The organism is Aeromicrobium sp. HA (genome assembly GCF_027171405.1).
Classification (GTDB): Bacteria; Actinomycetota; Actinomycetes; order Propionibacteriales; family Nocardioidaceae; genus Aeromicrobium; species Aeromicrobium tamlense.
Map to the genome: position 1 here is coordinate 1,757,551 of NZ_CP114372.1, position 20,819 is coordinate 1,778,369.

The 20,819-nt window shown below is 71.9% G+C and carries 19 protein-coding genes; 8 read left to right on the forward strand and 11 right to left on the reverse strand.

Going from position 1 to position 20,819, the window contains the following annotated elements:
- Nucleotides 1–11 precede the first annotated feature (11 nt).
- Nucleotides 12–407, forward strand: coding sequence for an NUDIX hydrolase (locus O3S82_RS08600; protein ID WP_269302149.1), 396 nt, complete (start codon nucleotides 12–14; stop codon nucleotides 405–407).
- Here O3S82_RS08600 and O3S82_RS08605 read toward each other — a convergent pair.
- The gene (locus O3S82_RS08605; RefSeq protein WP_269302150.1) at nucleotides 393–1,151 is read right to left on the reverse strand and encodes a ZIP family metal transporter; all 759 of its coding nucleotides are present in this window, start codon (nucleotides 1,149–1,151) and stop codon (nucleotides 393–395) included. The genes O3S82_RS08600 and O3S82_RS08605 overlap by 15 nt on opposite strands.
- Nucleotides 1,152–1,241: 90 nt before the next feature.
- On the opposite strand from O3S82_RS08605, the gene O3S82_RS08610 reads away from it, so the two are divergent.
- Entirely contained in the window at nucleotides 1,242–2,240 is a 999-nt protein-coding gene (locus O3S82_RS08610; RefSeq protein ID WP_269302153.1) for an endonuclease/exonuclease/phosphatase family protein, read from the forward strand.
- Nucleotides 2,241–2,246: 6 nt separating this feature from the next.
- On the opposite strand, the gene O3S82_RS08615 is transcribed toward O3S82_RS08610, so the two are convergent.
- Nucleotides 2,247–3,788 (reverse strand): protein kinase domain-containing protein, encoded by a 1,542-nt coding sequence (locus O3S82_RS08615; protein ID WP_269302155.1) that lies wholly within the window; start codon nucleotides 3,786–3,788, stop codon nucleotides 2,247–2,249.
- A 142-nt stretch (nucleotides 3,789–3,930) separates the two neighbouring features.
- Between O3S82_RS08615 and O3S82_RS08620 the strand changes: the two genes are divergently transcribed.
- Nucleotides 3,931–5,442, forward strand: coding sequence for a SulP family inorganic anion transporter (locus O3S82_RS08620; RefSeq protein WP_269302157.1), 1,512 nt, complete (start codon nucleotides 3,931–3,933; stop codon nucleotides 5,440–5,442).
- Between the two features lie 6 nt (nucleotides 5,443–5,448).
- Here the strand turns inward: O3S82_RS08620 and O3S82_RS08625 are convergent, their stop codons facing one another.
- From O3S82_RS08625 to O3S82_RS08655, 7 genes are all read right to left on the reverse strand, one after another.
- Nucleotides 5,449–6,732, reverse strand: coding sequence for a threonine/serine ThrE exporter family protein (locus O3S82_RS08625; RefSeq protein WP_269302159.1), 1,284 nt, complete (start codon nucleotides 6,730–6,732; stop codon nucleotides 5,449–5,451).
- The gene (locus O3S82_RS08630) at nucleotides 6,729–8,063 is read right to left on the reverse strand and encodes a dipeptidase (RefSeq protein WP_269302161.1); all 1,335 of its coding nucleotides are present in this window, start codon (nucleotides 8,061–8,063) and stop codon (nucleotides 6,729–6,731) included. The genes O3S82_RS08625 and O3S82_RS08630 overlap by 4 nt, the downstream gene beginning before the upstream one ends.
- Before the next feature lie 3 nt (nucleotides 8,064–8,066).
- Complete coding sequence (locus O3S82_RS08635) at nucleotides 8,067–8,516, reverse strand: hypothetical protein (RefSeq protein ID WP_179424389.1); 450 nt, start codon at nucleotides 8,514–8,516, stop codon at nucleotides 8,067–8,069.
- The gene (locus O3S82_RS08640) at nucleotides 8,513–9,979 is read right to left on the reverse strand and encodes an APC family permease (protein WP_179424388.1); all 1,467 of its coding nucleotides are present in this window, start codon (nucleotides 9,977–9,979) and stop codon (nucleotides 8,513–8,515) included. Before O3S82_RS08640 ends, O3S82_RS08635 begins: the two co-directional genes overlap by 4 nt.
- A 120-nt stretch (nucleotides 9,980–10,099) precedes the next feature.
- Nucleotides 10,100–11,224 carry an aminopeptidase P family protein gene (locus tag O3S82_RS08645; RefSeq protein ID WP_269302165.1) on the reverse strand — a complete coding sequence of 375 codons (1,125 nt, stop codon included), beginning with the start codon at nucleotides 11,222–11,224 and terminating at the stop codon, nucleotides 10,100–10,102.
- On the reverse strand, nucleotides 11,221–12,720 hold the full coding sequence (locus O3S82_RS08650; RefSeq protein ID WP_269302167.1) for an MFS transporter: 1,500 nt from the start codon (nucleotides 12,718–12,720) through the stop codon (nucleotides 11,221–11,223). Before O3S82_RS08650 ends, O3S82_RS08645 begins: the two co-directional genes overlap by 4 nt.
- 10 nt (nucleotides 12,721–12,730) lie before the next feature.
- On the reverse strand, nucleotides 12,731–13,594 hold the full coding sequence (locus tag O3S82_RS08655; protein WP_269302169.1) for a class II glutamine amidotransferase: 864 nt from the start codon (nucleotides 13,592–13,594) through the stop codon (nucleotides 12,731–12,733).
- A 111-nt stretch (nucleotides 13,595–13,705) separates the two neighbouring features.
- On the opposite strand from O3S82_RS08655, the gene O3S82_RS08660 reads away from it, so the two are divergent.
- Both O3S82_RS08660 and O3S82_RS08665 read left to right on the forward strand, forming a co-directional pair.
- Nucleotides 13,706–14,782, forward strand: coding sequence for a carboxylate-amine ligase (locus O3S82_RS08660; RefSeq protein WP_269302170.1), 1,077 nt, complete (start codon nucleotides 13,706–13,708; stop codon nucleotides 14,780–14,782).
- Entirely contained in the window at nucleotides 14,779–15,294 is a 516-nt protein-coding gene (locus tag O3S82_RS08665) for a hypothetical protein (protein WP_269302172.1), read from the forward strand. The genes O3S82_RS08660 and O3S82_RS08665 overlap by 4 nt, the downstream gene beginning before the upstream one ends.
- Before the next feature lie 4 nt (nucleotides 15,295–15,298).
- Here O3S82_RS08665 and O3S82_RS08670 read toward each other — a convergent pair whose 3' ends face one another.
- Nucleotides 15,299–18,031 carry a cation-translocating P-type ATPase gene (locus tag O3S82_RS08670; protein WP_269302174.1) on the reverse strand — a complete coding sequence of 911 codons (2,733 nt, stop codon included), beginning with the start codon at nucleotides 18,029–18,031 and terminating at the stop codon, nucleotides 15,299–15,301.
- A 126-nt stretch (nucleotides 18,032–18,157) separates the two neighbouring features.
- Between O3S82_RS08670 and O3S82_RS08675 the strand changes: the two genes are divergently transcribed.
- Nucleotides 18,158–18,655 (forward strand): DUF1269 domain-containing protein, encoded by a 498-nt coding sequence (locus O3S82_RS08675; RefSeq protein WP_269302177.1) that lies wholly within the window; start codon nucleotides 18,158–18,160, stop codon nucleotides 18,653–18,655.
- Nucleotides 18,656–18,662: 7 nt separating this feature from the next.
- Here the strand turns inward: O3S82_RS08675 and O3S82_RS08680 are convergent, their stop codons facing one another.
- On the reverse strand, nucleotides 18,663–19,124 hold the full coding sequence (locus O3S82_RS08680; protein ID WP_269302179.1) for a DUF7144 family membrane protein: 462 nt from the start codon (nucleotides 19,122–19,124) through the stop codon (nucleotides 18,663–18,665).
- A gap of 165 nt (nucleotides 19,125–19,289) precedes the next feature.
- Here O3S82_RS08680 and O3S82_RS08685 point away from each other — a divergent pair, with 165 nt between their 5' ends.
- Nucleotides 19,290–19,721 (forward strand): DUF7144 family membrane protein, encoded by a 432-nt coding sequence (locus tag O3S82_RS08685; RefSeq protein ID WP_179424380.1) that lies wholly within the window; start codon nucleotides 19,290–19,292, stop codon nucleotides 19,719–19,721.
- 22 nt (nucleotides 19,722–19,743) lie between these two features.
- Nucleotides 19,744–20,817 carry an AI-2E family transporter gene (locus tag O3S82_RS08690; protein WP_179424379.1) on the forward strand — a complete coding sequence of 358 codons (1,074 nt, stop codon included), beginning with the start codon at nucleotides 19,744–19,746 and terminating at the stop codon, nucleotides 20,815–20,817.
- The last annotated feature ends 2 nt before the right edge of the window (nucleotides 20,818–20,819 follow it).

Genomic DNA, 20,819 nt, shown 5'->3' on the forward strand with positions numbered 1-20,819 from the left:
ATGATGGGGGCATGGTCGAAGCTCCCGTCCTCGCCGCGAGCGCCGTCGTGCTCGACGACGAGGGTCGCGTCCTGCTGGTGCGCCGCGCGCACGACCCGGGACGCGGGCAGTGGTCCGTCCCGGGCGGCCGGGTCGAGCCGGGGGAGACGCTCGAGGAGGCGTGCGCCCGCGAGGTGCTGGAGGAGACCGGCTACGTCGTCGAGGTCGGGCCCGAGCTCTGGACCGCGCACGTGCCGATCGGCGACGGCCGCGACTACGAGATCCACGACTTCGCGGCGACGGTCGTGTCGGGCCGGCTCGTGGCGGGTGACGACGCCGATGACGCGGGCTGGTTCAGCCTCGACGAGATGGCGGCACTGCCGATGGTCGACGACCTGCTGGACCTGCTGCGCTCAGCCCGCGCGTGAGATCGTGAACGCGCACAGGAACCCGATCGTCGTCAGGAGCCCCGCGTACAGGTGCGTGCGCTCGAACGCCTCGGGGATCATCGTGTCCGCCACCATCGCCAGGATCGCGCCCGCCGCCACGGCCGTGATGGCGGCGATCGTGGTGGGAGAGGCGCCCTCCAGCAGCAGGCACCCGGCCATGGCCGCCAGCCCGCTCGCCACCGCGATGCCGCCCCACACCCCGAAGACGTAGCGGGCCGAGCGGCCCTTGCGCTTCATGCCGGCGGCGCTCGACAGCCCCTCGGGCAGGTTCGAGACGAAGATCGCCGCCAGCACGGGAACCCCGACGCCGCCCCCGCCCACGAGGGACAGCCCGAGGACGACCGACTCCGGGATGCCGTCGAGCAGCGCGCCGATGGCGATCGCCGTGCCGCTGCCCGACTGCTCCTCCTCGGACGACTGCTGAGCACCCGACCGCTTCCGGTGGCGGGCGCCGTACCGGGCCAGCACGAGGTTGGCCGCGACGTAGGCGAGCGCGCCGGCGAGGAAGCCGAGCACGGTGGGTCGCAGTCCGCCCAGCTGCTCGGCCTCGTCGACCAGGTCGAAGGACAGCGCCGAGATCAGCACGCCGGCGCCGAACGCCATCACCGACGCGACCACGCGGCGCGGCACGGGCACGAGCCACGCGACCGCCGCGCCGATCACCAGCGCACCGCCCGCCAGCAGGCCCCACAGGCCCGCCTCCACCCCGATCGGCATGTCCATCCCCTGATCGTGTCAGTCCGGAGGCCCCGACGCAGGTCACGACGGGCCGATGCGGGTGCATCATGAGAGGGATGCCGAGGAGGTGGACGCATGTCCGTCGACTACTACGTCGCGTGGTGGAACGTGGAGAACCTCTTCGACGAGGAGAAGGCTCCCGCGACCCGGCGCACCGAAAAGGTCCGGCGGGCCCTCGGGAACGACCTCAGGGGCTGGACACGCACGCTCCGCAACCGCAAGATCGACCAGCTCGCGTCGGTGATCGCCCAGATGAACGACGGTGCCGGACCCGACCTGCTGGGTGTGTGCGAGGTGGAGAACCGCTTCGTCCTCAACCTGCTGGTGGCCAACGTCGAGAAGCGTCTTCCGGGGCGGCACTACGGCATCGCCCACGCCGACACCGACGACGCGCGCGGCATCGACGTGGCGTTCCTCTACGACACGGGGCTGTTCGAGGTGCCCGCCGACGAGACCTTCTTCCACGTCGTCATGCGCCGCAACGCCACGCGCGAGATCGTGCAGGTCAACTTCCGCACCCGCCACGGCGCTCGCACGTGGGCCGTCTTCGGCAACCACTGGCCGTCGCGGAGCGGGGGCCAGTACGAGTCGGCCGGCTACCGCGACATCGCGGGTGAGACCCTCGCCTACTTCCACGAGCGGGTGCTGGAGGTGCACGGACCGGAGACCCCCGTGCTGGCGCTGGGCGACTTCAACGACGAGCCGTTCGACGTCTCGCTCGTCACGCACGCGCTCAGCACCCGCCAGCGCAACCGCGTGCTCAACGCCGACGTCCCGCTGCTGTGGAACCTCGCCTGGCCGCTGCTCGGCGGCCGCGGCGGCCAGCCGGACGGCAGCTTCTACTGGCAGAACCAGCCGAACCTGCTCGACCAGGTGCTGGTGAACCGGGCGATGGCGGCCGACGGACCGCTGCGCGTCGACGAGGAGTCGGTGCGGATCCCGCGCTTCCCCGGCACGGCGGACGAGGGACAGTACCCCCGGCCGGTCCCGTTCGGCGGGATGGGCCACCCGGTCGACAAGCAGGGGTTCTCGGACCACTTCCCGATCGCGCTGCGGGTGACAGAGGAGGACTGACGGGGCTCAGCCCTTGCCCTTGCCCTTCGACTTCCCCTTGGCCTTGCCGTTGTTCTTGCCCTTGCCCTGGTTGCCGCTGGACTTCGCGGCGCCGCTGCCGCCGCTCGTGGCCTTCGGCGCCGTCGCGGCGTTCGTGACGACCGGCGCAACCGCCACGGAGACCAGGATCGTGGCGCCGTCGGGCAGCCGGCCGGTCTTGTCGAGTGCGACGACCTCGCCGGTGTCCCCGGCCCGCGTGACGTCCGCGCGCTTCACGGCGAAGCCGCGCCGCTCGAGCGCCGCCGCGACGTCGGCGAACGGCTTGCCGATGAGGCTCTTGGCGGTGATCCGCACCTTGCCGGACGCAACCGAGAGCGTGACCGGGCTGCTCTCGGAGCCCTCCGCGCCGGGGGCGGGGGACTGCTCCACGACCTCGCCCTCGGGCGTGTTCGCGACGTCGACGACCTTCGTGCGGGCGGTGAGTCCCGCCTCGTCGATCCGGCTCGTCGCGTCGGCTGCCTGCATCCCCACGACGTCGGGCACGAGCGGCGGCCCGCCGAACATCAGCTGGCGTCCTCCGAGCAGTGCGGCCACGAGCACGATCACGCCGACCGACGCGTAGGCGACCCGCGGGCGGCGGCTCCGGTGAGGGGCGACGGCACGGACGGCCGAGGTCGGCAGCGGGATGGGGTCCGTGGCGACGTCGCGGCTCGGGTGGGGCTCCTCGAAGCGCTCGGGCAGGTCGATCGATCCCGCCGCGCCGATGCGGGACGCAGCAGACGCGACCTCGGCCGCGGTGGACGGGCGGTCGGCCGGGTCCTTCGCCGTGAGCGATCGGATGAGATCGGCCACGTCCTCGGGCACGCTGGGCCCGAGATCCGGCAGCTCGTCGTGCAGCTGGGCCATCGCCGTGCCGATGTGCGTCTCGCGGCGGAACGGTGAGGTGCCGGTGAGGCAGTGGAACGCCACGACGCCGAGCGCGTACAGGTCGGACTGCGGGGTGGCGAGGCGGCCGCGCACCTGCTCGGGACTCATGTAGTCGGTCGTGCCGACGAGGGACCCGGTGTCGGTGAGCGGCTCGCTGGTGTCGGTGCGGGCGATGCCGAAGTCGACGAGAACCGTGCGGCCCTCGGGGGTCAGCATGATGTTCGCGGGCTTGAGGTCGCGGTGGACGATGCCGGCGTCGTGCGCGGCCTGGAGGCCCTCGGCGACCTGCTGCACGACCGACATCACCTGGTCGGGCGCCATCGGCCCGCGCTCCTTGAGCAGCTGGCCCAGCGAGTGCCCCTCGACGTACTGCATGACGATGAAGGTCGCACCGTCCTCGGGGGAGTCGTCCTCCGCGAAGTCGAAGACCTGCGCGACGCCCGGGTGGTGGATCGAGGCGGCCAGGTGGGCCTCGCTGCGCATCCGCGCGCGGTTGACCTCGTCGTCCTCCGTGCCGGGCCTGAGCACCTTGATGGCCACGGTGCGGCCGAGGCGCGTGTCGGTGGCTCGGTAGACCGAGCCCATGCCGCCGGTGCCGACGACCTCGTCGAGGGCATAGCGCTGCATCAGGGTCTGGGTCACCAGTCCACGGTAGGTCGGATTCGCCGACTTCGCGGCCCGAGTGATGAAGCGCACGGGCTCGCGAGGACTCTCGCTCACGCTGTCGGGACTAGGATTTCCGGGCGTCCGCACCCCGTCCCCGGATGCACGGAACGGAACCCCCATGACCTCCTCCGCGCCCTCGCGCGTGCCCGAGACCGGACGCGTCCCCACGGTCCGCGCCGCGCTCGCCTCGCCGCGCCTGCTGCGCACCGAGGTGCTGGCCGGGCTGGTGGTCGCGCTGGCGCTGATCCCCGAGGCGATCGCCTTCTCGATCATCGCGGGCGTCGACCCCGAGGTCGGCCTGTTCGCCTCGTTCACGATGGCCGTCACGACGGCGATCCTCGGCGGCCGTCCCGCGATGATCTCCGCGGCCACGGGCGCCGTCGCGCTGGTCGTCGCGCCGGTCATGCGTGAGCACGGCTACGACCACCTCATCGCCACCGTGATCCTGGGCGGCCTCATCCAGGTCGCGCTGGCGTTCGCCGGCGTCGCCCGGCTCATGCGCTTCATCCCGCGGTCGGTGATGGTCGGCTTCGTCAACTCGCTGGCGATCCTCGTGCTGATGGCGCAGGTGCCGCACCTGATCGGCGTGCCGGGGCTCGTCTACCCGATGGTGGCCGCCGGCGTGGCCATCATCGTGCTGCTGCCGCGACTCACCCGGGCGATCCCGTCGCCGCTCGTCGCGATCACCGTCCTGACCGCGGTCGCCGTGACGATGTCGCTCGGCGTGCCGACCGTGGGGGACGAGGGCGAGCTGCCCAGCAGCCTGCCGTCACTGTTCACGCCCGACGTCCCGCTGAGCCTCGAGACGCTGCGGATCATCGGCCCGTACGCGCTGGCGATGGCGCTCGTCGGCCTGATGGAGTCCCTGCTGACGGCCAAGCTCGTGGACGACATCACCGACACCCACTCGAACAAGACGCGCGAGTCGTGGGCGCAGGGCGTCGCCAACGTCGTCACCGGCCTGTTCGGCGGCATGGGCGGCTGCGCCGTGGTCGGCCAGACGATGGTCAACGTGAAGGTCTCGGGCGCTCGCACGCGGCTGTCCACGTTCCTCGCCGGTGTCTTCCTGCTGGTGCTGGTGGTCGGCCTCGGCGACGTCGTCGCGACGATCCCCATGGCCGCGCTCGTCGCGGTGATGATCATGGTCTCGGTGGCGGCGTTCGACTGGCACAGCATCGCGCCGGCCACCCTGCGCCGGCTCCCGCCCAGCGAGACCTTCGTGATGGTCGTGACCGTCGCCGTCGTCGTGGCCACGGGCAACCTCGCGATCGGCGTCATCGCCGGTGTCCTGGTCGCGTCGGTGATGTTCGTGCGCCGGGTCGCCCACTTCACCGAGGTGGTCGACGTCGCGCACCCCGACCCGGACACCCGGGTCTACAAGGTCAGGGGCGAGCTGTTCTTCGCGTCCAGCAACGACCTCGTCTACCAGTTCGACTACGCGGGCGATCCGCCAAACATCGTCATCGACCTGTCCGAGTCGCACGTCTGGGACGCGTCGAGCGTGGCCGCGCTCGACGCGATCGAGACCAAGTACGCGGCGAAGGGCAAGACCGTGCGCATCGAGGGCCTGAACGAGGCCAGCCTCGAGCGGCACCGCCGACTGGCCGGCCATCTCGACGCGGGGGACTGAGCGGCGCTAGCCCCGGCCGACCATCCGCGGACCCGACAGGCGGCGCTCCAGCCGATCGGCCTCCCGCTTGATCGGGCGGGCCACGTACTGGCCGAGGATGACGCCGGCGGCCAGGGCGAGGGCGGTCGCCAGGGCGGAGGCGAGCTCGAGCACGCCGTCGTGGCCCTGCGCGAGCAGCGCGAGCCCCCGGTAGACCTCGAGGCCGGGGAGCAGGGGCACGATCGCGGGCACCACGACGACCAGCGGCGGCACCCGGAACCGGCCGGCGGCGAGGTGGCACACCGCGCCGATCACGACCGCGGCCACCGCCGACCCCCACGTGCGCCCGACGGCGGTGCTGTTGACCGACAGCAGCACCGCCTGGCCGAGCCCGCCCACCAGCGCCACCGCCACGAGGGCGCGCCACGGGGCGTAGGAGGCGAACGCGAAGCCCGATGCCGCGAGGGCCGCTCCGACGACGATCACCCCGGCCTCGGCGATGCCGGCGGCGCCGACCTCGAGGTCGACGAGCCCCACCCCGAGCAGGTCGCCCACCGTGAGCCCCGCGCCCACGCCCGCGATGATCCCCATCGTGTTCAGGAACGCGTCGATGACGCGGGCCGACGCCGTCACCGGGAAGCCGGTCAGCGCGTCCTGCGTGGCGCCCAGGATGCCCACGCCCGCCAGCAGCATGACGATGCCCGACGTGACGACGCGGGACGGATCCGCCTCGATCGAGGTGGCCGACGCGAGCACCGCGATCATCGTCGCGACGAACCCGCCCGCCGCCTGCTGGTAGAACGTCGGGATGCGGTGCGGCGGGAGTAGACGCTGCGTGGCGTCGATGCCGCACGCGGCGATGAACGCCAGCGCGCAGATGACCGGCCCGCCACCCAGGGTGAGCGCGATCCCCGCGCCCATGACGCCCCAACCGAGCGTCACGGCCCAGCGCGGCCGGCTGTGGCCGGTCGACACGATCCGGGCGACGCGGTCGCGGGCCTCGTCGCGGGTGATGCGGCCGGCCACCAGCTCGGTCACCGCCTGGTCGACCTCCACGAGATTCGCGTAGTCGACCGGCCGTCGGTTGACCCGGCGCACCTGGATCGCGGCGGGCTCGTCCCGACTCGGCTGGTGCCGCAGCGTGAGGTCGACGAAGGTCACGTCGGCCGAGACGTTGCGCACGCCGCAGGCCCGCGTGACCTCGAGCATCGTGGCCGACACGTCCGCGGCGCCGGCTCCGGAGGACAGCAGCACCTCGCCGATCCGCAGGGCCAGGTCGAGCGCCTCGTAAGCCTCGCGGCGCTCGCTCATGCGAAGCGTTCGAGGAACAGCGCCTCCGCCAATGCCATGGACGCGATCTCCCGCGGGTCGACGCTCTCGTTGGGGGCGTGGATCAGGGCCTGCGGCTCCTCGACGCCCATGAGGAAGATCTCCGCCTCGGGGTAGAGCTCGTCGAACACGTTGCACAGCGGGATCGAGCCACCCTGGCCCAGGTGCGTCATCTCGACCCCGTACGCCTCGTGCATGGCCGACGCCATGGCCCGATACGCCGGCCCGTCGGTGGCGGCCCGGAAGGGCGAGCCCGTCGCCTCGGTCTCGACGGTGCAGTGCACGCCCCACGGGACGGCGGCCTTCAGGTGCGCGACGAGTCCGGCCTCGGCCTCGGCGGGGTCGACGCCGGGCGGGATGCGCAGGTTGAGGCGAGCGGCCGCCTTCGGCACGATCGCCGCGGCCGAGCCGATCACCGGCGGGCAGTCGATGCCCAGGATCGTCACCGCGGGCCGCGCCCAGAGCATGTCCGAGACCGTGCCGTCGCCCAGCAGCGACACCCCGTCCAGCACGCCCGCGTCCGAGCGGAACTGCTCGGGCGGATAGGGCGCACCCGTCCACTCCTGCCCGCTGTCGAGACCGTCGACGGTGGTGTTGCCCTCCTCGTCGCGCAGGCTCGCGAGCGTGGCCACGAGCGCCGCGAGGGCGTCGGGCGCGGCGCCGCCGAACATCCCGGAGTGGATCTCCGACGTCGCCGACTCGAGGGTGACCACGACGTTGACCATGCCGCGCAGGCTCACGGTCGCCGCCGGACGGCCCACCGCCGCGTTGCCCGTGTCACACACGAGGATCGCGTCCGCGCGGAACAGGTCGGGGTTCGCCTCGACGAACCCCTCGAGACCGCCGGTGCCCTGCTCCTCCGAGCCCTCGACCACGAGCCGGAGGTTGACCCCCAGGTCGTCGCCGATCGCCCGCAGGGCCGCGAGGTGCATGACGATGTTGCCCTTGCAGTCGGCGGTGCCCCGGCCGTACCAGCGCCCGCCGGACTCGGTCAGCTCGAACGGGGGAGTGCGCCAGTCGGCCTCGTTCCCGGGCGGCTGCACGTCGTAGTGGGCGTACAGCAGGACCGTCGGGGCGTCCTCCCGCGCGGACGGTCGGGTGCCGACCACCGCGTGGCTGCCGTCGGCCGTCTCCTCGAGCCGGGCGTCGGCGAAGCCGAGTGCCTCGAACCGTGCGCGCACCCACTCCGCCGTGCGCTCACACTCCTCGGGCGGGAACTGGCGGGGGTCGGCCACCGAGCGGAGCGCGACGAGCTCGGTCAGCTCGTCGCGCACCGAGGGCATGAGGGCATCGATGCGCTGGCGCAGGTCCATGGATCAGTCTCCGATGTGGTCGTCGGTCTTGAGGTCCTCCACGTACGAGCGGAAGTCCTCGAGCTCGTCGGGGCAGTAGACCTCCATGACGAGCAGCTGACCCTGGACGGCCCGGCTGTCGGCGATCACCGGCCGGGCGCCCGGGCCCGTGGCCCCGTTCGTCAGCAGCGAGGCGAGCGTCGCCCGGCGGAGGGCGTCGTTCGGGTTCTCGCACGTCGCGCCGCCGTCGTCGCCGAAGACCCGGACGATCATGTCCCGGTCGGGCGTACGGGCTGCGCCCGCGTCGACGAACGCCTCGATCAGCTGGTCGGCCTTCTCCTGCGCGCGGTTCGACTCGCGCGCCTCGCTGAAGGTCAGCACGGCGACCACCGCCGCGATGCCGAGCAGGACGCAGGCCGTGATGTAGATCCACGACCGCTCGCGCTTCGTCTGCGACTCCCGGTGTGTGCTCATGACTCGACCACCTCTTCAGGCTGGGGCTGCTTCCACGACGGCTTGCGGAAGCGGTAGAACAGGAACGGCACCAGCAGGCCCAGGCCGAGCGCGCCGCCGCCCACGATGAGGAAGTAGACGCCGGAGCTGCCCGAGGCGAACTGCGACGGCGGGATGAAGCCGACCAGCAGGGCCGCCAGCGAGGCCGCGAAGCCCACGCCGCACAGTCCCACCAGCATCGGGGCGCGGTAGCCGCGCGGGTGGTCGGGCTCCTTGCGACGCAGCTGCACCGCGGCGACGAACATCAGCAGGTACATGATCAGGTACACCTGCGTCGTGATCACCGAGAAGATCCAGTACGCGCTGGAGACGTCGGGGATCAGCGCGTAGGCCAGGCCGATCACCGTGGTGACGAGGCCCTGGACCACGAGGATGTTCTGCTGCACGCCGTTCTTGTTGAGCTTCTGCAGAAACGGCGGGAGGTAGCCCTCCTGCCGCGAGATCAGCAACAGGCCCTTCGACGGTCCGGCCAGCCACGTCAGCATGCCGCCGAGCGAGGCGGTGACCAGCATGATGCCGACGATCGGGGTGAGCCACTGCCAGCCGAAGTTCGCGAAGACCGCGTCGAACGCCTGCATGACGCCGGCGGTGAGCGAGAGCTCCTCGGCGGGCACGATCCACGCGATCGCGAGCGCCGGCAGGATGAAGATCGTCAGCACGAGGCCCATCGCCAGGAACATGGCCTTCGGGAACTCCTTGGCGGGGTTCTTCAGCGACCCGACGTGCACCGCGTTCATCTCCATCCCGGAGTACGACAGGAAGTTGTTGACGATCAGCACGAGGCTGGACAGTCCGGCCCACGCGGGCAGCAGGTGGTCCGACGTCATCGGCGCGGCCGACTCGTTGCCCTGGCCGAGGAACACCACGCCCAGCAACACCAGCACGACGCCGGGCACGAGCGTGCCAATGATGAGGCCGCCGCTGGCCAGGCCCGCGACGCCCTTCGTGCCGCGCGCCGAGACCCAGACGCCCGACCAGTACACGACGATGATGACCGCGGCGGTCCAGACGCCGCTGCTGGCCAGGGCGGGGTTGAAGACGTAGGCCAGCGTGCTGGCCACGAACCCCAGCAGGCTCGGGTAGTAGAAGATCGTCATCGCGAACTGGCACCAGACGGCGAGGAAGCCCATCGGCTTGGACAGGCCCTCCGACACCCACTTGTAGATGCCGCCCTCCCAGCCGGACGCCAGCTCGGCCGAGACCAGCGAGGTCGGCAGGAGGAAGACGATCGCCGGGAGCAGGTACAGGAAGACGCAGGCGAGACCGTAGACCGCCATGGTCGGGGCCGCGCGCAGGCTGGCCACCGAGCTGGTGGTCATCATCGCCAGCGCGATCCAGGAGATCCACTGGTGCGTGCTCGCGCGACTCGTGGCCGCGCGCACGCGGGAGCCGCCGCCCTCCGCGGAGAGGTCCGCGGTGGTCATGAGGTGCCTCGAGGCACTGCGAGGGTGAACATGTGCTCCTCCGTCCGTGCAGCCGTCAGCCGGCTGGTGGTCCGAGTCTCACGCCGCGGCGGGCGAGGCGGCCTCACCCCTGGCGGGTGATCAGTGGACGACGGCGAGGCCGCGGTCAGTGGCGTTGAGGCGCCGCCCGCCGGTGGCGGTGACCGTCACGATGTCCTCGATCCGCACGCCGAACCGCCCGGGCAGGTAGATCCCGGGCTCGACCGAGAAGCACATGCCCTCGACGAGCGGCTGCGTCTCGCCCTCGATCATGTACGGCGGCTCGTGGGTGGTCGTGCCGATGCCGTGCCCGGTGCGGTGGATGAACCGCTCGCCGTACCCGGCGTCGGTGATCACCTTCCGGGCGGCGCGGTCGATCTCCTGGCACGGCACGCCCGGGGCCACCGCCTCGACGCCGGCCTGCTGGGCCTGGCGGACGACTTCGTGCACCTCGCGCACGAGGGCCGACGGCTCGCCGACCGACACGGTGCGGCTGGTGTCCGACCCGTACCCGTGCATGAGGCCACCGAAGTCGAGGACGATCGCGTCGCCCTCCTCGATGGTTCGGTCACCCGCCTCGTGGTGGGGGTTGGCGCCGTTGGGACCCGAGCCGACGACCGTGAAGTCGACCTGCTCGTGCCCGAGGTCGCGCAGCAGCCGGGCGAGGTCGGCGGCGACCTCGGTCTCGCGACGTCCCGCGAAGCGCACCTTCAGGATCTCGCCGTAGGTCGCGTCGGCGGCGGCGCCCGCCGCGGCGAGCCGGGCCACCTCGGCCTCGTCCTTCACCGCGCGCAGCATCGGCAGCGCCTGGGTGAAGGAGCGGTAGGCCACGCCAGGAGCGGCGTCCTGCAGGCCCAGCAGGTGCATCGCCCAGGCGGAGTCGGAGATCGCCAGCGTCCGGGTGCCGCCGAGGAGGCCGGCCGCGACGGAGAACGGGTCCTGCCCGTCGGTCCAGTCGACGAGCTCCAGCGCGGAGGCGGCGGCGCAGCCCTCGGCGTCGGGGCGCTCGAGGGTCGGCACCACGAGGGTGGGCTCGCGGTCGGCCGTCAGCACGAGGGTGGTGAGCCGCTCCGTGATCGCCGTGGGCCGGTACCCGGTCAGCCAGACGAGCTCGGGGCCCGGCATCACCAGCAGACCGTCGAGGCCGGCGGCCTGCGCCGACTCGACCGCGTGGCGCATCCGCGCGGCGAGGTCGTCGGCCGTGAACGGGGTCGGTGTCGTGCTCATCGGGTCGCCTCCGCCGCGCCCGAGGCCGTGGTCGGCAGCGTGTGGGTGATCGCGGCGGCCGAGGCGACCGCGTCGTCCACGGTGCCGCGGGCCGCCCGATGCTTGGCGATGACGAGTGCCATCAGCACGCCGAGGAAGCTGAAGACGGCCATCAGCCACGACGCGGCGGCCAGGCCGTCGGCCAGCGCCTCCGCCTGCCCGGCGCCGTCGTCGGTGCGGTTGCCGATCACCGTGCCGTACACCGTCGCGGCCAGGGCGGTGGCGACGGCCGCGCCCACGTAACGGGCCATGTTCGAGACACCCGACGCCCCGCCCACCTGGCTCTGGGGCACCGAGGCGGTCGCCGCCGACGAGGCTGGGCCGTTCGACAGGCCCATGCCCACCGCGATCGCGACGAGCGGCAGCAGGAACGCCACGTACCGCCAGTCCGACTGGACGAAGCCCACGATGACGAAGCCCACCGTCGTGAGCACGAACCCGACCCCGATCGTCTGCCGGCCGCCGAACTTCGCGGCCAGCTTCGGCACCAGCGGGGCGACGACGACCAGGCCCACCGTCGCCGGCAGGGTCGCCAGGCCGGCCTGGAGCGGGCTGAAGTCGAGCGTCGACGGGTCCTGGAAGTAGAGGCTCAGCAGGTACATCAGGCCGTTGATCGTGCCGGCACCGATGAGAATCGCGATCGTCGAGCCGACGAGCACGCGGTTCCGCAGCAGCGCGAGGTCCAGCAGCGGCACGGCCACCCGCTTCTCCACGACGATGAACGCCCAGCCGGCGGCGATCGAGATCGCGAAGCAGCCGAGCGTGGCGGGGGAGAGCCAGCCCCAGTCGCTGCTCTCGGTCACCGCGAGGATCAGCGGCGTCAGCGTCGCGGCGATCAGCACGGTGCCGGCGTAGTCGATCGACCGCGGCCGGTCGGGGTCGCGCGACTCGGCGACCGTGACGAAGGTCAGCAGCATGCACAGCACGGCCACCGCGGCGTCGATCCAGAACAGCCCCTGCCACCCGGTGATGTCCACCAGGACGCCACCGAGCAGCGGTCCCGCCGCTGCTCCGACCGCCGCCGCGGCGCCCCACAGGGAGACCGCCCTGAGCTGTGCCTCGTCCTCGTTCGCCACCGAGAGCAGACTCAGGCCGCACGCCAGGATCGTGGCCCCGGCGGCGCCCTGGATCACGCGCCCCGCGATGACCATCCCACCGGACTCCGCCAGCGCGATGAGCACGCACGAGACGACGAACAGCAGCAGGCCCAGCTGGAAGACGCGCTTGCGACCGAAGACGTCGCCCAGCGAGCCCGAGGTCACGATGACGGCGGCGCCCACGAGCGAGTACCCGGTGACGGCCCACTGCAGCGTCGTGACCGACGTCCCGGTGTCCTCCGAGATCGCCGGCAGCAGGATGCTCACCGCCGAGGTGTTGGCGTTCACCACGAGGGTGGAGATGCACGTGGCGGCGAGCACGCCGCCGGCACGACTGGTCGACGGTGCGGTACGGCTCATCCGATCGTCCTCACGGCTCACGGGGCTGGAACCGCCCCAGGGTGTCGTCCCCCGCCTCGACGATGCCGAAGCTGGACTCGGGCACGGGGTTCCACGCGCCCTTGAGGTCGCCGAGGGGCTCAGAGACCACGATCCGCGTCTCGTCGTCGAGCTCGGAGAACACGGGGTTGTCCGGGTACATCTGGCGCAGGGTGGACAGGGCCGTGCTGACGTACAGCGTGCGGCTCTGACCGATGCTGGAGTACCGGAAGCCCCACAGCCGCTCGCCGTCGGTCGTCGCCACGGTCATCTGGAGCGGCTCGTCCACCCCGTGCGCGCGACCCACCGCCTCGACGAAGCCCGCCATGCGCTCGACCGCGCCGATCGTGTCCTCGTGCAGCCCGAACGTCAGCGCGAGGAAGAACATCACCTCGGAGTCCGTGGAGCCCGCCATGAAGGGGTAGAGCTCGGGATCGACCGCCATGACCAGATCGCGCTTGAGCACCGAGAAGTCGCGGATCGCGCCGTTGTGCACCCACAGCCAGCGCCCGTGCCGGAAGGGGTGACAGTTCGACTGCTGCACGGGCGTGCCCGTGCTGGCCCGGATGTGCGCCAGGAACAGGCCCGACGAGGTCGACCGCGCCAGCTCGCGCAGGTTCTGGTCGCCCCAGGCCGGCCCGACGCCCCGGAACAGCACGGGCTCGTCGCTGCGGCGCGTGCCGGGCAGTGCCGGCGCCTCGTCGAGGCCGTACCAGCCGACGCCGAAGCCGTCGCCGTTCGTCGTCTCGATCCCCATGCGCGAGTGCTGGCTCTGGTCGATCAGGGAGTGGACGGGCTTGTAGAGCAGCTCCTCGAGCAGGATCGGACTGCCCGAGTACGCCAGCCATCGACACATCGCGGCCTCCTCCAACGCTCGGTCTCCTCGGAGCGTGACCCAGCCGCGCGCCGGGATGCCTCATCCCACGGGGATGAGGTCCGTCCGCCGCGCGGTCCGCACGATGGGTCCATGCTGACCGTGGGCGTGGAGGAGGAGTTCCTGCTCCTCGACCCCGAGGGAGCGGTCCGGCCCGTCGCCGACGACGTCATCCGCGCGATCGGCGACCCCCGGGTGAAGCCCGAGCTCATGTCGTTCCAGGTGGAGACGAACTCCGGCGTGTGGACCGACCTGGCCGATCTCGATCGCGAGCTGCGCGACCTCCGCTCACGGGTGGCGGGCGCGTGCCGCGACCTCGGGGTGCGGCTCGTCGCGGCGGGCTCGCCGCCGATGGACGACCCGGGAGCCGAGCTCGTCACCGACGCACCGCGCTACCGCGGTCTGGCCGAGCGGTTCCCCGAGGCCACCGCCGCGGCCGGCACGTGCGCGTGCCAGGTGCACGTGGGGCTGCCCGACCGCGACCTCGCGGTCCAGGTGCTGGCGCGCCTGCGCACCTGGCTGCCGACGCTGTTCGCGCTCGGCACCAACTCGCCGGTGACGTCGGGTCGGGACTCCGGCTGGCAGAGCACGCGGTACGCGCGCCAGCTGCTCTGGCCGACCTTCGCGCCGCCCGAGCCGTGGGCCGACGCGGCGGCCTACGACGCCGCGGTGCAGGAGCTGGTTGACCGCGGCGCCGCCCTCGACGCGCGCAGCGTCTACTTCCTCGCGCGGCTCTCCCCGCGCTATCCGACGATCGAGATCCGCATCGCCGACACGTGCCTGGAGACCGCCGACGCGGTCCTGCTCGCCGGGATCTGCCGCGCTCTGGTGACGGTGCTGGTGGCCGACGTGGAGCAGGGGCGTCCTGCCGTGAAGGTCTCGGGCACGGCGCTGCGCACCGCCCTGCTGGCGGTCGCCGTGGACGGAAGGCCACCGTCGAGCGGTCCGGACGAGGTCACCCGGGCGGTCGTGGTGGCCCGGCTGCTGCGCACGATCCTGCCCGGCACCACCGGCCGCGACGACGCCGACGTCCTGCTGTGCGGCCTCGAGCGCGTCCACCGTGAGGGCACGAGCGCCGACCGTCAGCGCCGGCTCCTGACCACCCACCGCGAGCCCCGCGTGTTCGTCGACGTCCTCGCGTCGGCCACGGCGGGGGAGGAGACGCCATGACCACCGACCGACCGCCTCACGGCTTCCGGATGCGCGTCGCCCGGCGCTTCGCCGGGCTGCACCCGGCCGGCATGATCCATGGCGCGCTCGTCATGGGCGCCACCCTCGCCCTGATGAGCGAGAAGACCCGGGCCGAGGTCAGCGTGATCGGCGCGGCGGGTGTGCTGACGATCTACTGGCTCTCGCACGCCTACACCCACGCCCTCGGACGGGGCATCGACGGTGACCAGGTCCATCTCGCCGCCCGCCTCGTCGGCAGCGTCCGGCACGAGTGGCCCGTGTTCCTCGGTGGTCTGCCGGCCCTCGTCGTGTTCGCGACCATGCTGGCCTTCGGGTCGCAGGTCGCGACGGCGATGGCCGCGGGCCTGTGGGTCACCGTCGTGCTGATGGCGGTGTCCGGCTACCTCGCAGCCCACCAGGCCGGCGTCTCCGGCTGGCGGACCGGTGCCGAGACGGCGTTCGCAGCGCTCCTCGGGCTCTTCATGGTGGGGCTCAACACCCTGCTGCACTGAGGTGTCAGGCAGCCACGGGCTCGCGGCGGCTGCGCAGCACGGCCTTGACGATCTCCTCGACCACGACGAGCGTCGCGGCCAGGCCGAGGCACGTGCCCCACTGGCCGAGGGTCATCTCGGTCGTGCCGAAGATCCGCTGGAGGAAGTCCAGCGTCGTCACCAGCACGATGGCCAGCAGCGCGATCCCGTACCGCCGCAGCTGCGCGACCGCCGGCAGTGCCCGACTGTCGAAGATGGTGTTCTCCTGGTCGCGGCTCAGCAGTGCCCCCGCCAGGTGGAACAGCGAGAGGGTCGTCAGCAGCATCGTCGAGGCCAGCACGGCGTCCTCCCACTCGACGCCGATCTGGTAGGCCGCGAGCGAGCCCGCGGTCATCACCGCGCCCTGGACGCACAGCCGGATCCAGTTGGCGCGCGACAGCACCGGGGCGCCGACCGGCCGCGGCGGGCGCGCCATGAGGCCGCGGGCCGGCTGGTCGAAGCCCAGCGCGATCGCGAGCGGGATGTCGACGACCATGTTGAGCCACAGGATCTGCAGCGGATTCAGCGGTGAGCCGTCGGCGATGCCCAGCACCCCGGCCACGAGGAACACCGCGATGTAGGCGACGAGGGTCGACATCTGGAACCGCAGGTACTTCAGCAGGTTGTCGTAGAGGGTGCGGCCGTACGAGACCGCCTCGACGATCGTCGCGAAGTTGTCGTCGGTGAGGATCATGACGGCGGCCTCCTTCGAGACCTCCGTGCCGGTGATGCCCATCGCGACGCCGATGTCGGCCGACTTCAGCGCGGGGGCGTCGTTCACGCCGTCGCCCGTCATGGCGACGATCTGACCGTTCCGCTGCAGGGTCCGCACCAGACGGACCTTGTCCTCGGGCGCCACCCGGGCGACGACGCCGATGTCGTCGACCCTCCGGTCGAGCTCCTCGTCGGACATCGCGGCGAACTCGCTGCCCGTGACGGCCTCGCCCTCGATGCCCAGCTCGGTCGCGATCGCCGCCGCCGTGGACGCGTGGTCGCCGGTGATCATGCGCACCCGGATCCCGGCCTCTCGGCACTCGGCGATGGCGGCCTTCGCCTCGGCGCGCGGCGGGTCGACGATGCCGACCATCGCGAGCAGCGTGAGCTCCTGGACCTGCCCGATGAGGTCGGTGCCGTCGCGCACGACCGAGGGTTCGAGGTCGCGCTGCGCCACGACCATGACGCGCTCGCCGGCGGCCGCGATCCGGTCGTTGGCCTCGAGCGCCAGGTGGCGGTTCTCGTCGCTGATGGTCACCAGCGTCCCGTCGGGCTGCCGGAACGTCGTGGCGCGCGCGATCAGCACGTCGGGCGCGCCCTTGACGTAGCAGCGGACGACCGGCGTGCCGTCGTCCGCGGTCATGTCGTGGAACGTCGCCATGAACTTGTACTCGGAGTCGAACGGGACCTCGGCGACGCGGGGGTGGGCCGCGCGCGTATCGGTGATGTCGAGGCCCCCCTTGGCGCCCAGCACGATGAGCGCGCCCTCGGTCGGGTCGCCGATGAGGCTCTCACCGTCCAGCACCGCGTCGGCGCACAGCACCATGGGCAGCAGGTAGGGGTCGAGGTCGACCGCCCCGCCGCCCACGCGGCTGATCTCGCCGGCCGTCGCGTAGCCCTCGCCCGAGACGCTGAAGCGGTGGTGGCCCGGGATCACGAGCTCGCGCGCGGTCATCTTGTTGAGCGTCAGCGTGCCCGTCTTGTCCGAGCAGATCGCCGAGGTCGAGCCCAGCGTCTCCACGGCCGGCAGCCGTTTCACGATCGCGTGGCGGCTGGCGATCTCGCGCGTGCCCATCGACAGCAGGGCGGTCACGACGGCGGGCAGGCCCGTCGGGATCGCCGCCACCGCGAGCGCGACGCCCGTGACGAAGAGGGTGTCGAAGGACTGGCCGCGGGCGAGGCCGAGCAGCAGCACCAGCACCAGGGCGACGCCCGCGATGGAGGCGATGATCTTCGACAGGGAGTCCAGCTGGCGCTGCAGCGGCGTCTTGCCGACCGAGGTGCCGGCGAGCAGGTCGGCGATGTGACCGATCTCGGTGTCCATGCCGGTCGCGGTGACGATGATCTCGCCGCGGCCCCGGGTGACCGACGTGTTCATGTAGGCCATGCAGGTGCGGTCGCCGAGCGGCACGTCGTCGCCGGGCACGGGCTGGTCGGACTTGCCCACGGGCAGGCTCTCGCCGGTGAGCGCGGCCTCCTCGATCTCCAGGGTCGCCGCGAGCCACACGCGGCCGTCGGCGGGGACGCGGTCGCCGGCCTCCACCAGGACGATGTCTCCGGGCACCAGCTGCTCGGCGTCGACCTCGACGGCCCGGTCGCCGCGCCGGACGCGCGCGATCGTCTTCATCATCTGCGAGAGCGCCTTGACGCTCTCCTCGGCCTTGGCCTCCTGGCGCAGCCCGATCACGGCGTTGAGCACCGTCAGCCCGGCCAGCACGACCGTGGTCCCGGTGTCGCCCGTCACGACCTGATTGATGACGGCGGCGCCGAGCAGGATCAGCTGCATGAAGTCGCGGTACTGGCGCAGGAACGCGCGCAGACCCGACTCCTTGGCTCCCTCGGCGAGGCGGTTCGGTCCGACCGAGGCGAGCCGCCGGGCGGCCTCCTCGTCGGTGAGGCCCGTCGCGGGCACGACGCCGAGCGTCCGCGCGACGGCCGCTGCCGAGGACCCCACGGGGTCGAGGTCGGTGGGCACCCGGTCCGTGGGCGTGCTCTGCATCGTCATGGCGCGAGCATCCCCGCACGCGTGCGGCGACGCCTCATCCTCGACGGGTGAAGCGGAGCACGCCGCGTCGGGGGTGCACTCGGTGGGGGCACTCCCGCCCCCGTTCGCACCACAGGAGACCGCATCATGGCCCAAGCCACCCTGACAGTCTGGAAGTTCGCCTCGCCGGAGGGAGCCGACCGTGCGTCGGAGACGCTCCAGCGACTGAGCCGCGAGAACCTCATCACCGTCCACGACGCCGCGACCGTCTCGTGGGCCGAGGGCGCGAAGCGGCCGAAGACCCACCAGCTGCACTCGACCACCGGCGCGGGCGCGCTCGGCGGGTCCTTCTGGGGCATGCTGTTCGGCCTGATCTTCTTCGTGCCGCTGCTGGGCGCCGCGATCGGCGCGGCGACGGGCGCCCTCGCCGGGTCCCTGGCCGACGTCGGCATCGACGACGGCTTCATCAACCGGATCCGCGACGAGGTGACGCCCGGCACCTCCGCCCTGTTCGTCATGACGTCCGACGCGGTCCTGGACAAGGTCACCGACGCGTTCGCCGACCTCGGCCCCTCGGAGCTGGTGTTCACGAACCTCAGCTCCGAGCAGGAGACCGCGCTGCGTGAGGTCTTCGCGGGCGAGTGAGCCCAGGTCAGGCGTCGCGCAGCTCGTCGCCGTGCACGATGACGGCCCAGATCACCAGGACGTCGATCGTGATCATCACGACCGACCACAGGGGATAGGCCGCCATGAACGCGAAGTTCACCAGGATGCTGAGCATCGCGACCAGCACGGCGATCACGCGGGCCCACACCTTGCCGGTGAGCAGCGCGACGCCGGCCGCGGCGACGATGACACCGCCGATCAGGTGGGCCCAGCCCCACGCGGTGTAGTCCGCGGTGACGACCAGGCCGTCGTTGCCGACGAGGAAGTACTGGTCCTTGAACAGGGCGACGAGGCCCGTGATGGCGTGCAGTGCTCCCAGGAGCACCATCATGAAGGCGGCGAAGTAGACCCAGCCCACCCAGCCGGAGACCGGGCTGGGCTGAACGGCTTGGTACTGGCCGGAAGTGGGGGTCGTGGCGGGCCCGGCGGGCTCTGCGGTGCGAGACATGATCGTGCCTTTCTGTCAGGGCAGCAGCCTCAGTGTCCGAGCGCGCGCGAGCGGGTCGCCTCACCCTGCACGGATGATCCGCACACCGGTCCATGCGCGCTTGCATGGCAGGAGGGCCCGCTCGGGCCCCGGCCCCTCGGGCCCGGACGCAGGAGGACCAGCGACATGACCGACTCACGCACGGCACCACGCCGTTCCCAGGGAGCCGCCTTCGGCTTCATCGCGTTCGCCGGAGTGATGATGATCCTGATGGGCGTCTTCCACGCCTTCATGGGCATCGTGGCCCTCGCCGAGAACGAGATCTACGTCGAGGGCCCCCAGTACCTCCTCGAGTTCGACGTCACCGCCTGGGGCTGGATCCACCTGATCGCCGGCGTCGTCGTCGTCATCGCCGGGTTCGGCGTGTTCAGCGGGCAGGGGTGGGCGCGCGGCGTCGGCATCGCCGTCGCGGCGCTCAGCATGCTGCTGAACTTCGCCTTCATCCCGTACTACCCGATCTGGTCGCTGCTCGTGATGGCGATCGCGGTGTGCGTCATCTGGGCGCTGGCCGACCACGGCCCCGACTTCCCGGTCCGGGACACCACGCGCGGTCTGTGAGGGCCAGGACCGAGGAGGCCGCATGACGATCGAGCAGGGCCCGGGGCCGGGACCCACCGGGCGGACCGTGTCGGGCGTCCTGACGTTCGTCGTCGGCGCGGCCGCGCTGACGATCGTGCTCGGCGGCGTGCACGCCGTCGCCAGCATCATCGGGCCGGTCTTCCTCGCCCTGGTCATCACGGTCACGGTGCACCCCGCCCGCCGCGCGCTGGAGCGCACGCGGCTTCCGGAGTGGGCCGCCTCGACGGTCATGCTGATCGCGGCGTACCTGCTGATCGTCGTGATGACCCTCGCCCTGGTGGTGTCGGTGGCCCAGCTGGCCGCGCTGCTGCCGAAGTACACGACGGAGTTCACCGAGACCGTGAACGACGCGGTCGCGACCTTGGAGGGCTTCGGCGTCGAGCAGGCGCAGCTCGACAAGGTGGCCGCCGCGATCGACCCGGCGCGGCTCGTGGAGCTGGTCGCGTCGATCCTGGGCGGCACGCTGGGAGCGCTGACCGACGTCTTCTTCCTGTTCACCGTGCTGCTGTTCATGGCGTTCGACACCAACGCCGCCCGCCGGAACCTGCACCTGCTGGGCGGTCGCTTCGGCGACGTGGTCACGGCCGTCGGGCACTTCGCCGACGGGACCCGCACGTACATGGTCGTCGCCGCGACGTTCGGCCTCATCGTGGCGATCGTCGACGGCGTCGCGCTGTACGTCATCGGCGTCCCGGGCGCCTTCGTCTGGGCGGTGCTGGCGTTCGTCACGAACTTCATCCCCAACATCGGCTTCGTGATCGGTCTCGTGCCGCCGGCGCTGATCGCCCTGCTGGAGGACGGACCGGGGCTCATGCTCGCGGTCATCGTCGTCTACTGCGTCGTGAACTTCGTGATCCAGTCGATCATCCAGCCGCGGGTCGTGGGGGAGAGCGTCGGGCTCTCGCCCACGCTCACGTTCTTGTCGCTCGTGTTCTGGGCCTGGCTGCTCGGTCCGCTGGGCGCGCTGCTCGCGGTGCCGCTCAGCCTGTTGATGAAGGCGATGCTCGTGGAGGCGGATCCTCGCCTGTCGTGGGCGCTGCCGCTCATCTCGGGAAGACCCGAGACCTCGGACTGAGG